This is a genomic window from Luminiphilus syltensis NOR5-1B (genome assembly GCF_000158175.1).
GTDB classification, from domain to species: Bacteria; Pseudomonadota; Gammaproteobacteria; order Pseudomonadales; family Halieaceae; genus Luminiphilus; species Luminiphilus syltensis.
In genome coordinates this window covers 3,004,830-3,019,852 of the sequence record NZ_DS999411.1, presented here as the reverse complement: position 1 = coordinate 3,019,852, position 15,023 = coordinate 3,004,830, and the positions used below count along the sequence as shown (strand labels likewise).

Below are 15,023 nucleotides of genomic sequence, written 5' to 3'. Positions count from 1 at the left end.
ATGGCAACTTACAATACCTTGACCGTATCCCAGGTGACTCCAGAGACCGACAGTGCGGTTTGTGTGAGTTTCGATGTCCCCGAGTCCCTGCGCGATGTCTATAACTTTAAGCCGGGCCAGTACCTGACCTTGAAAGCCGAAATCGATGGCGAGTCGGTAAGCCGGTCCTATTCGATCTGTGTGCCTCCGGGTCACGACCAGCTGCAGGTGGCGATCAAACGCGTCGAGGGCGGAATTTTTTCCAACTTCGCCAATGACCATCTTGAGGCGGGGCATGAAATTGAAGTGATGGCGCCTGATGGTCATTTCTCGGTCGAAACGGATCCCGATACGGCGCGCAAGTACCTGTTCATCTCGGCGGGCTCAGGCATTACACCGGTTATGTCCAACGTTGAGGCGATTCTCGAAAACGAGCCCAACAGCACGGTAACGTTACTTTACGGTAATCAGCGAACCGGTAGCATCATGTTCCGGCAGAAGCTGGCGTTCCTGAAAAACAAATACCTCGACCGTCTCAACTGGGTCAACATTCTGAGTCGCGAAGAACAGGAGGCGCCAATCCTCAATGGGCGTCTCGATAATAAAAAGGGTGCTGAGCTGAACCAGCGTCTGATTAACCTGAAACACTTTGACCTGTTTCTTCTTTGCGGGCCCGAGTCGATGATTTCAGAAGTTTCCCGTGGCCTGCGTGGTCTGGGCATCGAGGAATCACGAATTCTCTACGAGCTATTCGGCAGTTCGGCAGAAGATGCTGCTGAGCGCGTGGCGCGCCACCATGCACGCTCTGAGGCCTTCGCGGGAAAGATGTGCAAGGTAACCATTGTCAACGATGGCAGGGCCAATCAGGTCGATATCGCGGCCGATGGCGAGAACCTGCTCGATGCGGGTCTCAATCTGGGCATCGATCTGCCGTACGCCTGCAAGGGCGGCGTGTGTTCAACCTGCAAAGCCCTGCTTATCGAGGGTGAGGTCGAAATGGATATCCAACGTGGCTTGACGGACGAAGAAGTCGCCAACAATATGATTCTTACCTGTCAGTCACATCCTATCTCAGATAAGGTTGTAGTCGATTTTGATAAGCGATTTGCCGGAGATTAGAAAAAGGTCTACCGCGAATCAGGCTTAACGCTCGGAGATGAATGTGATCGAAGACCCTCGGCTAGTGCAGGTGCAACGAAAAACTCGATTGCGTTTGCTTTTTTCAGGCGTGACCCTGCTTTTCTACTTTTCGTTCTCACTGAACTGGATGAACCTGGGCTCTTTTCTCAGGGAGCCGATTGGCGATTCTGTGATCAATGGCTCCATTGTCATGTTTGTTTTGTTGATTCTCGGTTTTATCGCGGCTGAAATGATTTTCATGCTTATCAGTCGTCGGGAAAAATACTGATGGTCCGCGTGTTGCTCTTGCTGATTGCCGCGGGCGCCCACCTTCCGACCATGGCGGCGGGGGGGGATATATCCGGTGAGGTGGTCCGCCAGCCGGTCAATCCCATGGCCATTGGTATGTTTTTGGTCTTTGTGGCGCTAACCCTTGCCATTACCTGGCGCGCATCAAAATCGACAAAGACCAGTGCCTCGTTTTATAACGCGGGCGGCGAGATCACCGGGCTGCAGAATGGTGCCGCGATCGCTGGGGATTTCATGTCTGCGGCCTCATTCCTGGGTATCACAGGGCTTATTTTTCTCGGCGGTTTTGATGGCGTCATTCTCTCGATAGGTGCCTTTGCGGCATGGCCGTTCATGTTGTTCCTGTTTGCCAAGCGGGTGCGCAACCTCGGTAGCTACACGTTTGTCGACGTGGTATCCGAGCGACTGGACCGGGATAGAATTCGTATTGTCGCTGTTTTTGGCACCATTACTGTTGTTGTGATGTATCTGATTGCGCAGATGGTGGGCGCCGGAAAACTCATACAGCTGCTATTCGGCTTGCCCTATGAACTGGCGGTTGTCATTGTCAGTGCGCTCGTACTCGCTTACGTGGCTTTTGGCGGTATGTTGGCGACAACCTGGGTCCAGATCATCAAGGCCATCCTGCTCCTGACCGGTGTCACATTGATGGCAATCCTGATTCTGGTTCAATCCGATTTCAGTTTCGATACGCTATTGCGCATGGCGGGAGACAGCCATCCCCGCGGGGAAGCCATTCTTGCGCCGGGCGTGTTGTTCGACGACCCGGTTCAGATTGTCACCATTCAGGTGTCGATGCTGTTCGGCATTTTGGGCCTGCCACACATTTTGATGCGCCTGTTTACCGTGCCCGATATGCATCAGGCGAAATTATCAGCATTTTATGCCTCGCTGCTTATTGGGTATTTCTACATTTTGCTGCTGGTTATCGGTTTTGGAGCCGCCGCTCTGCTGTACAACAACCCTGAGTTTTTTGGGATCGGTGGCGAAATTATCGGCGGCAGTAATATGGCCTCTATCCATCTCGCGACCGCCTTGGGTGGCGATATACTTACTGGCTTCATGTCAGCAGTGACCTTTGCGACTATCCTGGCGGTTGTCGCGGGCCTCACGGTTTCCGGGGCAGCGGCCATTTCCCACGACCTCTACGCCGAGGTGCTTAAGCAAGGGAAGCCCGACCCGGTGACCGAGCTGCGCATTACGCGAATCACGGTCTTTGTGATTGGTATTGTCGCGGTTTTGCTGGGTATTGCCTTTGAGGACGAGAACGTAGCCTTTGTTGCGACGATGCCAATGGTCGTCGCCGCCTCAGTCAACTTCCCCATCCTGTTTCTGTCGCTGTTCTGGCGTGGCCTAACCACCCAGGGTGCTATTGCCGGCGCGCTGGTGGGGCTGGTCTCTTCCATAGTCCTTATTGTGTTGGGGCCGCAGGTCTGGGTATCGGTACTGGATCACGAAGCGGCGCTATTCCCCTACAACTACCCGGCCTTGTTTACCCTGCCACTGGCTTTGCTGGTGACGTGGGTTGTCTCTAAAGCAGACAACTCGGAGAGGGGGGTAATTGACAAGCAGAATTACGATGATCTGCTGATACGCTCTGAGCTGGGTGAAACATGATGGGGGTTTCGCCCCTCAACGGTTCCCACTTATTGCGACGGTGTTTATTGATTATCGCGGGTAGAAACCGCTGACATCGGCGCTGGTAACCCACAGCCGGACTCTTTATAGTTAACGCGTTACCTATTTTTAGAGACAACCATTTATAGCACCTAAAGTGAGGCTCACGACCCTATGTCTGATTATAAAATGCTCATAAACGGCAAGGCCGTCGCTGCGGACGAAACGTTTCCCGTCCTGAATCCTGCTACGGAAGATGTCATTGCGTATGCGCCCAAGGCGACCCAGGCCCATCTCGACAGCGCTGTTGCCGCCGCGCGGGCAGCCTTTCCGGCGTGGTCGGCGACGTCTTCGGATGAAAGAAAGGCGATCATCCATAAGATCGCTGATCGGATCGAGGAGAACATGGGTGAACTCGCTGATCTTCTGACGCAGGAGCAGGGCAAGCCCATGGAGGGTTTTGCCGGACTGGGAGCCGGATTTGAAATGGGGGGGTGTCTCGCGTGGATTCGGGCCACCGCGGAGCTGGAAACGGCGGTTGATGTGATTCAGGATAATGATGAGGCGCGCATCGAGGTGCACCGAAAGCCCCTGGGAGTGGTCGGTTCGATCACGCCCTGGAATTATCCTTTGCTGATTCTTTTCTGGCATATTATTCCCGGGTTAAGAACGGGTAATACCGTGGTCGCCAAGCCCTCGGAATACACGCCGTTGACGGTGCTTCGAGCGATGCATTTGATTAGTGATTTGCTGCCACCGGGCGTACTTAATGTAGTCACCGGATTCGGCGAGATCGGGGCGGCGATGTCTGCACACCCCGACATCAACAAGATCGTATTCACGGGTTCAACCCCGACCGGTAAGCGCATCATGGAGAGTGCGGCCGGAAACTTGAAGCGGCTGACCCTGGAGTTGGGCGGTAACGACGCCGCGATCGTGCTTCCCGATACCGATGTCGCCGCGGCGGCCGGAAAGATATTCGCCACCGCGATGATCAATAATGGTCAGACCTGCGCCGCGCTCAAGCGTCTTTATGTGCACGAAGATATTTACGATGAGATGTGTGAGGCGCTAGCCGGTATCGCCAACAGTGTTACTACGGGCCCCGCCAGTGAAAATCCTGATTTCGGTCCGGTACAGAATAAAATGCAGTTCGACAAAGTCTGTGCATTAAGCGAGGACGCACGGGCCCACGGCGCGACGTTTTTAACGGGTGGTGCGCCGACCGCTGATAAGGGTTACTTCTTCCCGGTCACGATTGTACGGGATATAGAGGAGGAGACACGCCTGGTTCAGGAAGAGCCCTTTGGTCCGATCCTCCCGGTGCTGAAATTCTCTGACGTGGAAGAGGCGCTGGCTCGTGCGAATGCCTCTAGCGCGGGTCTTGGAGGTTCGGTATGGTCTGGTGATATCGAAAAGGCGCAGGAGTTGGCGTCGCGTCTCGAGTGCGGCACCGCGTGGGTTAACAACCATGCAATGATACAACCCGATGCACCCTTCGGTGGCGTGAAGCAATCGGGCATCGGCGTAGAATTCGGTAGCTACGGTCTGGAAGAGTACACCTCGATACAGACCATGCAGATAGCAAAGGGCTGAGGCCTGGGTTAGGGGGAATACATTGTGAGTATGCTCAAAAAACTGATGGTTGGCGGTGCGTTGGCGGTTTCCGTAGGCGCCCTGGCTGACGAAGTACCACCGCCATTACCGGTAGAGCCCGTAGGGATTATTGAATCATTACCTGCGCGCTATCCGGCCGACTGGTTTTTGATTCAGGACGGTGCCTTTTTTCACATGTCCGACGGCAAGGTCATTGTCATTGACCCGACCCAGGAAGGCGTGGGTGATCAGGTCAAGGGAATGTTCAATGTCAGTCTCATGGGCAATATTATGCAGGCACCCGGTCGCGGTGAAATCTACGCCACCGAGACCTTTCACTCCCGCGGAACCCGGGGCCCGCGTATCGATGTGTTGAGCATTTGGGATATGGAAAACCTCTCGGCGGTTGGCGAGGTGATACTGCCCCAGGGCAAGCGTTTTATGGGGATGCCGGCGCGTGAGGTCATGCATCTTCTCAATAACGATAAATGGCTGGCGATTTTCAATCTCAGTCCTGCGACTTCCGTCACGTTGGTTGACCTCGATACTCGCGAGATTGTCTCTGAAGTCCCAACCCCCGGTTGCAGTCATATTTACCCCGCGGGAGACATGGCGTTTACCTCGGTGTGTGCTGACGGTCGTTTCACCACCACGCATTTGACCGCTGATGGTGAAGTCAAAGAACGCACCCGCAGCGATGTATTTTTTGATTCTGATGAAACACCGATCTTCGAGCGTCCGGCGATTATCGATGGCATGGCTTATTTCCCTTCCTTTAAGGGCATGTTGTACCCCGTTGATCTGAGTGGCGACGTTGCAGTGCCCCAGGAACCCTGGTCCATTGCCGGCGATATCGAAGGCGAGTGGGCCGCGTCAGGAATTCGTATTTCTGATGAGGACAGCAGTGGTGCGATGTATCTGCTGATGAACCCTGAGGCGGCGAACACCGATGGCAAGCACAACGAGGGCGGACCCGAAGTCTGGGTGTTTGATCCCGGTACGCAGACGTTGTTGCGTCGTATCGCGCTGCAGGAGTGGGGGCTCAGTATTGCCGTGAGTCGCGGACCGGACCCGAAGATGCTGGTTACCAACCCAGTCGACATGTCGGTCGAACTCTACGATGCAACAACCGGTGACTTTATTCGCAAGTTGTCAGACATCGGTCAGGAAACGCCCTTGTATCTGTATCCCGCGCTGTAATGATGACCGATCTCATTGCCATCGCGGTCACATTGTTTGGCGCACTGCTGCTCGGGCATGCCGGCTGGGGTAAGTTTTCCGCACCTGACAGTTACACCTCCGCGGTAACAGCCTATCTGGGTCGGCCAGTCGGTGTCGGCTTCGTGTACGCGATTGCGACGCTGGAAGGTCTTATTGCACTGTTACTGCTGATTCCGATAACGCGGGAATTCGGTGCTGCTATGGCCGCCCTGTTGATGCTCGGCTACGCGATCGCAATCGGTCGTCAGGTAGCCGCTGGTCGCCGTGATCTGCGCTGTGGCTGCGGAGGACCGGCATCGGAGACCCGTATGGGTCCCGAGCTCGTTATGCGAAACCTTATGGTCGCCTTGCTGTTTTCAGGGGTAGTGGTGGCGCCCACCCGGCCAGCAGATCTGGGGACCATAATTGCCGGCGCCGCCTTTGCCGCGCTGCTGACGATTCTCTACCACGCGGCCGATCTTCTGATTGCCAACCGACAACGAATGCAGGGGCTGTACTAATGGACCTATTGGTGGCGTCAAACATCGCGCTGTGGATTGGATTTATAGCGATGGCAGTGATTAATTACGCACTGGTACGGCAGATCGGTGTGCTCTACGAGCGTGTCGCACCTGCCGGGGCACTGATGGTCAATCGCACCGTGGAGGTGGGTCAATCGGCACCTCAATTGCAGGCCCTGACGGTTGAAAATGAACAAATCGCCATTGGCGGTGAAACCGGGCGTTCGCAACTGCTGTTTTTCATGTCACCGGATTGCCCGGTCTGTAACGAGTTGACGCCTTCGGTGTTGTCGGCGGCGCGTGCGGAGCAGGATTGGATTGATGTTCTCTTTGTCAGCGATGGTGATGAGCAGGATCATGCCGGCTATCGTGCGAGGAAGTCCATTACTCAGCCTTATGTAGTGAGTGAGTTAATCGGGAAGCAATACGGTGTATCAAAATTACCCTATGCGGTGCTTATCGACGAGCATGGGAAAATTGCATCCCTGGGCATCGTGAATTCCCGAGAACATGTTGAGAGTTTGTTTGAGGCCAAAGAGCGCAATGTGGCCTCAATTCAGGATTACTTGAGTCAGCGCGATGGCGAGCGCTTTGTGGAGGTGAAATAGCATGTCCCTACTGGATCGGATTTTTGAAAAGCAGGCTCGCCAGGTGGCGCAGCAATCCTCACGACGCGGGATGCTCAAGAAATTGGGTGGCGCGCTGGTGGGAGCGGCCGCGGTGCCTCTGCTACCGGTGGCGCGGGCGGATAACCACGCGGCGCCGGCAAAGCCGGTGGAAGAGGGTGACGATACCAGCTGTGATTACTGGCGGTACTGCGCGATTGATGGCTTTTTGTGCAGTTGCTGTGGTGGCAGCGCCAATACCTGTCCGCCGGGGACGGAAATGTCGCCGGTGACCTGGATTGGTACCTGCCACAATCCCGCGGATGGAAGAAACTACGTCATCTCCTACAACGACTGCTGTGGCAAATCGGGCTGTGGCGCGTGCCTGTGCATGCGCGATGAAGGCGACCGACCCCCTTATCGACCTGACAAGACCAACGACATTAACTGGTGCCTGGGAACCAGTAGTGCGTCCTATCACTGCTCGACGGCCGTGGTCGTTGGCGTGGCGTTTGAGGAGTAGCCTTAAGCGATGCGATGCTGTTTATTCGCACTGGCGCTAATGGCGTCGCTCCCGACTACGATCTCTGCCGAGGAGATCAATGAAGCGCGCGCCAAATTTAATTATCAGATGTTCTGTCAGGGTTGTCATACGCCAGACGGTGCGGGTGCAAACCACGTACCCCCACTAAAAAATTTAGTGGGCCGCTTTCTGGTAACCGAGCCCGGCAGGGAGTACCTGGTTCGTGTGCCCGGGTCCTCGACGTCAAAGCTCAATGACGAGCAGCTCGCCGAGGTGCTGAATTGGATTATTGAGAACTTCGCCGGTGTCAGTCTTCCTGATTCGGGATACGAGCGTTTTACTGCCAGCGAAATTCGGCCACTGCGTCAGCAACCGCTGGAAGAAATTGAACAGTATCGGCTGGAGCTTCTGAGCCTCGCCGGACAAACCAATCGGAAGGAGTAAATGTGATGAAGCGGCTAGTTCAGGCGATAGTGTGTGTTGCGGCTTTTTCGGGTATGAATCCCGCCTTGGCTGAGGCTCCGGCGGCAGTGGCTACCTGTGTTGGGTGTCACGGTCAGGATGGTATCAGCGTCAATCCCGAGTGGCCCAATCTCGGGGGACAGTACGCAGACTATCTGGCGTTGCAGCTTAAGGCCTATCGTGACGGTACCCGCAAGAACGTCTTGATGCAGGGTATTGCCGGTGGGCTCACCGATGACGATATTGCAGCGCTCGCTGAGTATTACGCGGCACAGCCCGTGCATATCGCAGCCAATGGAGAGGCATCGTTAGTGAGCGAGGGCCAAAACCGTGCGGGTTACTGCAAGGCGTGCCATGGCATGAAGGGGTATCCTGTGGCGAGCGAATGGCCCGTGCTTGCTGGCCAAAATGCCGCTTACTTTGCGGCGCAATTGGCGGCCTTCAAGTCCATGGAGCGAATACACCCGGCCATGCAGGCGGTGGCGAAGGACCTCAAGCCCAGTCATATGGACGCGCTTGCCGCCTATTACAGCCAACTGACGCCCGATCAGGATTAACCCGCTCCGGCAATGACGCAGCCTGCCGGCTTTTCACCCACCTTATCGTCCCGGTTCGCGGTTTATGTTCGGGATTACCTGATGGATCGGGGTGTTAACCCCGACTCCGTCTTTGAGCCCTGCGGGGTAGACCTTCCCCGGGGTGAAGATCAGGATATGCCGATTCCGGTGGCCAAAGTGGCCCGGTTATTTCGGCGGGCATCTGCTGAAACCAACAATCCCGTAATGGGATTGTCGATGGGAAAGGCATTCCACTACGAGTCCAGCAGTCTGCTGATCATTGCCATGCTCTCGGCAGAAAATGTTCGCGAAGGACTCCGGTTTCTCGCCAAATATGATCGCTACTTTGATTCTGGTATTACCGCGGAGTTTAGCCCGGAAAAGGTTCCCGCTGAATTTTCCCCGAATCTGTTACAAGATTCCTCCGAGGACGTCGCACAGATCAACGAATACCTCGTCGCCTTCCTCGTGCAGACCCTGTTTACGGCCACGCGTACGCCGATGCCATTGCTGGAGGTGGCGTTCAGCCACCCACCACCCGAAGACGCAAGCCCGCACGCCGAGTTTTTCAAAACCCAGGTTCGTTTTGGGGCGAAAGCCAACGGCATAAAATTCCACCCGGGATATCTTGACGAACCCTTTTTGTCCCGCAACAAATTGCTCTTTACCATACTGAGCCGGGCCATCGATTCCTATTTTTCTCTCGGTAGTGACGGCAACGGATTTGTTGATACGGTATGTCGGGAGATTATGGTGGATACCGGCAATTTCAATAGTGATGCTGCGGTCATCGCAGACCGACTCAGAATGTCGCCACGCACGCTGCGCCGTCGTCTCGCCGATGAGGGGCATACCTTCCGCGATGCCAAGCGACAGGCACGGGAGCAGCGCGCCAAATATTTATTGGTGAACTCGAATTTCTCACTGAGTGAGATTGCCTTTGAACTTGGTTACTCGGAACTCAGCGCTTTCAGTCGTGCTTTTCGAGCCTGGACTGGCGAAGCGCCACAAGCCTATCGCGAGAGCGCACGACATTTAACGACTAGCCAAGTGCCGAGCCCATCATTAGACCGGTGATCAGGGGAAACGCACTGAGTATGCAGATCAGAATCGAAAACCCATAAATATGCCTGAGCTGCAGTCCGCTCACGGCGAGAAGCGGAACGGCACAAAACGGCTGTATAAGATTGGTCCATTGATCGCCGTAGGCGACCGACATGGTGATTAACCCCCGGTCGACGTCGAGTATGTTTGCCGCCTGAATAAATGTCGGTCCCTGTATTGCCCATTGCGCACCACCCGAAGGGATGAAAAGATTGATGAGGCCCGCTGAAAAAAAGGCGAGCACCGGGAGTGACTCCGCACTGGCAACGCTGATTACCGTGGCAGTTAGCGATTCTGCGAGTCCGCTTTGCACGGCGATACCCATGATACCGGCATAAAAAGGATATTGAAGCAGCACGGGCGCCGCGACTCGCGCTCCCTCTGAAAACAACGACGAATAATCCTGCAGCGAGCGTACCAGCAATAAGCCCAGTGCAAGAAAGGTCCAGTTGACCACATTCAAATCCAGGTTTGCGCCTTTCTCCCAGAACCAGAAAAAGACATAGCTCGCAAGTAAAATGCCTAACAACACTGATTGCCATCGCTTGCCTTCCACCGGCGCGGCCTTAGCTGCGTTCTCCGGTGTGAATGTCAATCCTTCCGGTACAACAGGCTTGTGCACGCCGAGTAGTCGATGCAGCACGAGTACCGTCAAGGTAACCACCAGTAAGGTGCTGAGAATCGTCAGCAGATTCCAGTCAGTGAGCAAGGTTTCGCCAATCGGGATTAGCCGGCCGATATCAGCTTCCAATGGATTGCCGGGTGTGGCCACCGATAGGCCGATCGACGATGAATAACCCATTTCCCAGACGACAAAACCTCCGAAAGCCGCGGCGACCAGCAGTGGATAATGGATGGCTAGTTTTATATCCACGGCGTTTCTGGCCACTTCCCGTGCCAATAATCCCCCGGCAATCAGACCCAGCGGCCAGGCGAGCAGCGAGAAGAACGCGCTGGTGAGGATGACAAGCACATAGGCGCGGGTCGAGGTTATGGCGAGGCCTGCCACCTTTAGCAACCCGCGTCGGACGAGAGCGGTATGCGCCAGCACATAGGCGGTGACGATAATCAACGCCATTTGCATACTGAATGCCAGCAGTGTGTGCAGCGAATCTCCCCAGCCGTTGAGTAAATCGAGGGGATGGACCGAGGTCGTCGTGACGGCGACAACCCCTATAAATACCGTGAGAGAGATAGCAAATACCAAAGGATCAGGTGTGTGGCGCTCAATCCATTCCTGTAGGTGTCTGACACGGTCCATTGTTATTTAAGCTCAGGGGGTTGTTGTTGCCAATATCGGGTTCGCTGCTGAAAGGCGTAGGCAAGGCGTAAAACGCCCATATCATCGCCGGGGCGACCCACGATTTGCACACCCATCGGCAGCCCGTCCGCGTCAAATCCAGCGGGTACCGAAGCCGCGGGGAGGCCGAAGGGGCTTATCATGCAGCACACGGCCATCCAGTCGATATAATCCTGCATGGCTTCGCCTTCGATAGCCGTGGGGTACTCCTGCTCCACCGGAAAGGGCGCCACCTGCGCTACCGGTAACACCAAAAAGTCGAGTGTTTCAAACAACTGACTCAGTGCTGCAAATTGTACCGAGCGATTGGTTTCAGCGTCGAAAATATCGTCCGCACTGAGCGCTAACCCCTGCTTAATGTTATCGGCCAGCGTGGGTTTCATCTGCTCCCCGAATTGTTTGAACAAATCGCCAGCCAGGGTGGCGTACGCGGCGGCTCTCAAGGTGCGGAAAACGGTCATCGCGCCGTCGAGTTGATCCAGTTTGATCTCCTCCATGTCGCAGCCGAGTTGTGCGAAGTCGGCCACGGCATCCTCAAAAATCCGCAGCACGGGGCGTTCGACCGGAATCCCCGCGGGGTTACGGGAGAAGCCGATTTTCACTCCCGACGGATCACTGGCTAACCCGTCCGGCGAAAAGTGTTGCTGTGGCAGTGACAGCGGATCCCGTGGATCCGGACCGGCAATGTGCTGCAATAGCAGTGTGCAGTCCTCAACGGTACGTGCCATGGGCCCCTCGATACCCATGCGTGCGAAAAAGCTCGTGGCCTGCGGCCACGTGGGCACTCGACCCATGCTGGGGCGAAGTCCTACCACATTGCAAAACCCGGCCGGGTTTCGCAGGGATCCACCCATATCGCTGCCATCGGCGAGGGCAAGCATCCCGCAGCGAAGTGCGGCGGCGGCACCCCCACTGCTTCCACCGGCGCTGCGATCAAGATTGTAGGGGTTACGCGTGATACCGAACACTGTATTGAAGGTGTGCGATCCCGCACCCATTTCGGGAGTGTTGGTTTTGCCGATGACCAATGCCCCCGCCGCTTTCAATCGGCTCACGATCAAGCTGTCGCTGTCGGGGATGTTATCCCTGAAAAGGGGCGATCCCAGGGTGGTTCTCAGGCCCTTGGTCTGCGCCAGATCTTTGATGGCAATGGGCAGGCCCGCCAGCGGTGGCAGGGGCATACCAAGCGCACGCTGTTGATCGACTTCCCGAGCCATGGCCATCGCGGCATCCTGGTCGATCAATGTACAGATAGCGTTGATGGATGGGTTACACCGGTTGATGGTGGCATAACTTTGCGCCATCAGTGTCTCTGCTGACAGTCTCTGTTCATTCAGTGCCTCGACGATATCAACGGCTCTGTGTACAGGGTTGGCCGGATCAGCCAGTAGCGAGGAATTAGGGGAATCTGTCTTCAATGCCTTGGTTCCTGCGGTCGCTATTTCCATGGATGGGGATATCAGGGTAATCAGGCCGCATTGCCACAAAACCGGCAGCGGGAAATTAGCCAGAGTCTGTCAACACGGTGTCCGGTTTTGTCAACGACTCTGGACGCCAGATGCGTATTATCTTTACGACAACAAAAGCATACCAATTAGCCACACCGATTGGACAGCAGAAACTCTAGAGACCTCAAAAAATCAGGATCATTGCTATGAAATCCAATCCCGAAAGCTGGCACCGTTTTTCTTTACACCCGCTCGCCGCCGCGGTTGTGGCAGCCACGTTGGTGGCACCCGCTTACGCGATGCAGCTTGAAGAGGTGGTGGTTACCGCCCAGAAGCGCGAGCAGAGTGCCAATGACATTGGTATTGCTATCAACACGTTCACGGGTGATCAAATTCGCGAGCTGGGTATTCAATCGGCTGATGAGATTGCGATGTATACGCCGGGCCTGACCGTTAACGAAACTGCTGCAACTGGTGTCCCGCTATATACCATCCGTGGTGTCGGCTTTCAGGATTACTCCACGGCGGCATCATCTACCGTCGGCATTTATTTCGACGAAGTGGCAATGCCTTATACCGTGATGACCCGGGGCCTGCTGTTTGATACCGATCGAGTGGAAATACTCAAAGGTCCCCAGGGCGATCTCTACGGCCGAAATACGACCGCTGGCCAGATCAACTTCATCAGTAATGGAGCGAGTGATACCTTCGGAGCGGGGTTGAACGCCACCTACGGTAAGTTTGATACCGCCGATATCGAAGGTTATGTGACCGGTCCGTTGGGCGACGATGCCCGAGGCCGTCTGGCATTTAGAACTATTCAGCGCGGTGAAGGTTGGCAGAAGAGCGTCGTCGACAATGATGAACTCGGCGAGCAGGACGTCACCGCCTTGCGAGGCACCCTTGAGTTCGATCTGAGCGACACGGCGACGCTCAAACTTATCGGCGCCTATGTCGATGACCAATCAGAAAATCGAGCCAACACCCCTTACGACGGTACCGATGAAGAATTGCCCAGCTTTAACAACCCCTACCGTCAGTTGGGGGATTACATTCTTCCTGACGGCTCAGATTTTGGCGCAACACCGCCCTGGTACTCCACGGGCGATGCCACAGCAGCGGGGTGGACGAATAGCTATACCAGTCCGGTAACCGGTCGCACCTTCGATCTTCGCCCTGAGCGAGATAACCAAACCGTGAACCTGTCGGCGCGTCTTGATTGGGACCTCGAGGGCATGACACTGACCTCGATTACGGGCTACTCCAACTTTGAGCGTGAGGAAGCCAACGATTGGGATGGTGGCTTCTACAACGATTCCAGCAATATCAACACTACCGATCTTGACGTGTTCAGTCAGGAGATTCGCCTGACGGGCTCCACTGACTCCCTGTATTGGGTCGCAGGCGTGTATTACTCCAAAGACGAGATGGATGAGACCTATAATTACTTTATGTCCGATTCAGTATTTGGTCTGGGTGGCGTCGAATTTGGTGCCGCACCGTTCTCCATCTGGCCGATTCTGCAGCTGGATACCATTTACGAGCAGGAAACCACGTCGATGGCTGCATTCGGGCACGTCGAGTACCGGCTGACCGATACCCTGACGCTGGTCGGTGGCCTTCGCTACACCAAGGAAGAGCGTGACTGGACGGGTTGCACCTATGTTTCTGATGACGGTTCTCTCGCCGCGTTCCTGAACGGTGCTTTTGGTGCCTCGCTGCAGGCGGGTGATTGCGGAACCATCGATGATATTCCGACATCGCCGACAAACTTCTTTGCAGTCGTCGGCACCCCGGACATCAACCTGGCTTTCCAGCCTTATACCGATACTGTCGATACGGGACGTGCCACAGGAAAGATCGGCCTTGATTGGACGCCGACCCCTGAAACACTGTTCTATGCATCTATTTCCAATGGCTTTAAGTCCGGTGGTTTCAACGGCGCCAACTCCAATACGACCACCCAGCTGATTCCCTATGACGAAGAAGTGTTGACCGCGTACGAAGTGGGCACCAAATCGACCCTGCTCGACGGCACGATGCAACTGAATGCGGCCCTCTTCTACTACGACTACAAGGATAAGCAGGAGCAGGACGCCGCGGTCACCTTTGTCGGTAACATCGGCGGTTTGACCAATGTGGATGAGTCCGAGATTACCGGTGCTGAGCTGGACATTACCTGGCAGCCGGTTTCCGGCCTGACTCTGGCGGCCAACATGGCCTATCTCGACTCGGAAGTGAAAAAGTGGCAGGCAGTCGATCGAGAGACCAGTTCCTGGCCTGACAACATCAATTTCGTCGATGCGTCGGGCCAGGAGCTGGCCATGACGCCGGAGTTTTCCTATACCGCATTCGCCCGCTATGAATTCGCGATTGGCAGTGACTTGATGATGGATGTTGGTGCCGACGTGAGTTTCACCGATGAGACCACTGGAGGTCCCCGGCCCGAGGATGCCACCGATGATTACGCCTTGTTCAATGCGCGTGTCGGTATTGGCGCTGCTGACGGTGACTGGCGGGTCATGGCATGGGTCAAGAATCTGACCGATGAAGATTATTTCCCCTCCGCATACACGGGCGGTAATGGTCCGTTTGTTCGCAGCTACGGTATGCCTCGCACCTACGGCCTCACGGTCAATTACGTGATGGGTGAGTAATCGGTAGTAGCGTAAAGATGTTGGTT

Annotated in this window: 14 protein-coding genes; 12 read left to right on the top strand and 2 right to left on the bottom strand. The window is 55.4% G+C overall.

Going from position 1 to position 15,023, the window contains the following annotated elements; all coding sequences use genetic code 11:
• From NOR51B_RS13730 to NOR51B_RS13680, 11 genes are all read left to right on the top strand, one after another.
• Nucleotides 1–1,098, top strand: a complete 1,098-nt coding sequence (locus tag NOR51B_RS13730; protein WP_009021034.1) for a 2Fe-2S iron-sulfur cluster-binding protein — start codon at nucleotides 1–3, stop codon at nucleotides 1,096–1,098.
• A gap of 43 nt (nucleotides 1,099–1,141) precedes the next feature.
• A complete protein-coding gene (locus NOR51B_RS13725; protein ID WP_195891507.1) occupies nucleotides 1,142–1,387 on the top strand; it encodes a DUF485 domain-containing protein in 246 nt (81 codons plus the stop codon).
• Complete coding sequence (locus tag NOR51B_RS13720; RefSeq protein ID WP_009019113.1) at nucleotides 1,387–3,024, top strand: sodium:solute symporter family transporter; 1,638 nt, start codon at nucleotides 1,387–1,389, stop codon at nucleotides 3,022–3,024. The genes NOR51B_RS13725 and NOR51B_RS13720 overlap by 1 nt, the downstream gene beginning before the upstream one ends.
• A gap of 174 nt (nucleotides 3,025–3,198) precedes the next feature.
• Entirely contained in the window at nucleotides 3,199–4,620 is a 1,422-nt protein-coding gene (locus NOR51B_RS13715) for an aldehyde dehydrogenase family protein (protein WP_009021075.1), read from the top strand.
• A 30-nt stretch (nucleotides 4,621–4,650) separates the two neighbouring features.
• A complete protein-coding gene (locus NOR51B_RS13710; RefSeq protein ID WP_230198511.1) occupies nucleotides 4,651–5,820 on the top strand; it encodes an amine dehydrogenase large subunit in 1,170 nt (389 codons plus the stop codon).
• Nucleotides 5,820–6,341, top strand: coding sequence for a MauE/DoxX family redox-associated membrane protein (locus NOR51B_RS13705; RefSeq protein ID WP_081443982.1), 522 nt, complete (start codon nucleotides 5,820–5,822; stop codon nucleotides 6,339–6,341). Before NOR51B_RS13710 ends, NOR51B_RS13705 begins: the two co-directional genes overlap by 1 nt.
• On the top strand, nucleotides 6,341–6,949 hold the full coding sequence (locus tag NOR51B_RS13700; protein WP_009019137.1) for a redoxin family protein: 609 nt from the start codon (nucleotides 6,341–6,343) through the stop codon (nucleotides 6,947–6,949). The genes NOR51B_RS13705 and NOR51B_RS13700 overlap by 1 nt, the downstream gene beginning before the upstream one ends.
• Nucleotide 6,950: 1 nt before the next feature.
• Entirely contained in the window at nucleotides 6,951–7,469 is a 519-nt protein-coding gene (locus tag NOR51B_RS13695) for a methylamine dehydrogenase light chain (protein ID WP_009021514.1), read from the top strand.
• A 9-nt stretch (nucleotides 7,470–7,478) separates the two neighbouring features.
• Nucleotides 7,479–7,913, top strand: a complete 435-nt coding sequence (locus NOR51B_RS13690) for a c-type cytochrome (protein ID WP_050759495.1) — start codon at nucleotides 7,479–7,481, stop codon at nucleotides 7,911–7,913.
• Nucleotides 7,914–7,918: 5 nt separating this feature from the next.
• A complete protein-coding gene (locus tag NOR51B_RS13685) occupies nucleotides 7,919–8,488 on the top strand; it encodes a c-type cytochrome (protein ID WP_040482154.1) in 570 nt (189 codons plus the stop codon).
• 12 nt (nucleotides 8,489–8,500) lie between these two features.
• Nucleotides 8,501–9,565 (top strand): AraC family transcriptional regulator, encoded by a 1,065-nt coding sequence (locus tag NOR51B_RS13680; protein WP_009019355.1) that lies wholly within the window; start codon nucleotides 8,501–8,503, stop codon nucleotides 9,563–9,565.
• On the opposite strand, the gene NOR51B_RS13675 is transcribed toward NOR51B_RS13680, so the two are convergent.
• Together NOR51B_RS13675 and NOR51B_RS13670 are read right to left on the bottom strand one after the other, a co-directional pair.
• Nucleotides 9,531–10,853 carry a TIGR00366 family protein gene (locus tag NOR51B_RS13675; protein ID WP_009021483.1) on the bottom strand — a complete coding sequence of 441 codons (1,323 nt, stop codon included), beginning with the start codon at nucleotides 10,851–10,853 and terminating at the stop codon, nucleotides 9,531–9,533. The genes NOR51B_RS13680 and NOR51B_RS13675 overlap by 35 nt on opposite strands.
• Before the next feature lie 2 nt (nucleotides 10,854–10,855).
• Nucleotides 10,856–12,310: an amidase gene (locus NOR51B_RS13670; RefSeq protein WP_230198476.1), complete on the bottom strand. Its 1,455-nt coding sequence runs from the start codon at nucleotides 12,308–12,310 to the stop codon at nucleotides 10,856–10,858.
• A gap of 236 nt (nucleotides 12,311–12,546) precedes the next feature.
• Here NOR51B_RS13670 and NOR51B_RS13665 point away from each other — a divergent pair, with 236 nt between their 5' ends.
• A complete protein-coding gene (locus NOR51B_RS13665; protein WP_009018914.1) occupies nucleotides 12,547–14,997 on the top strand; it encodes a TonB-dependent receptor in 2,451 nt (816 codons plus the stop codon).
• Nucleotides 14,998–15,023: the final 26 nt, after the last annotated feature.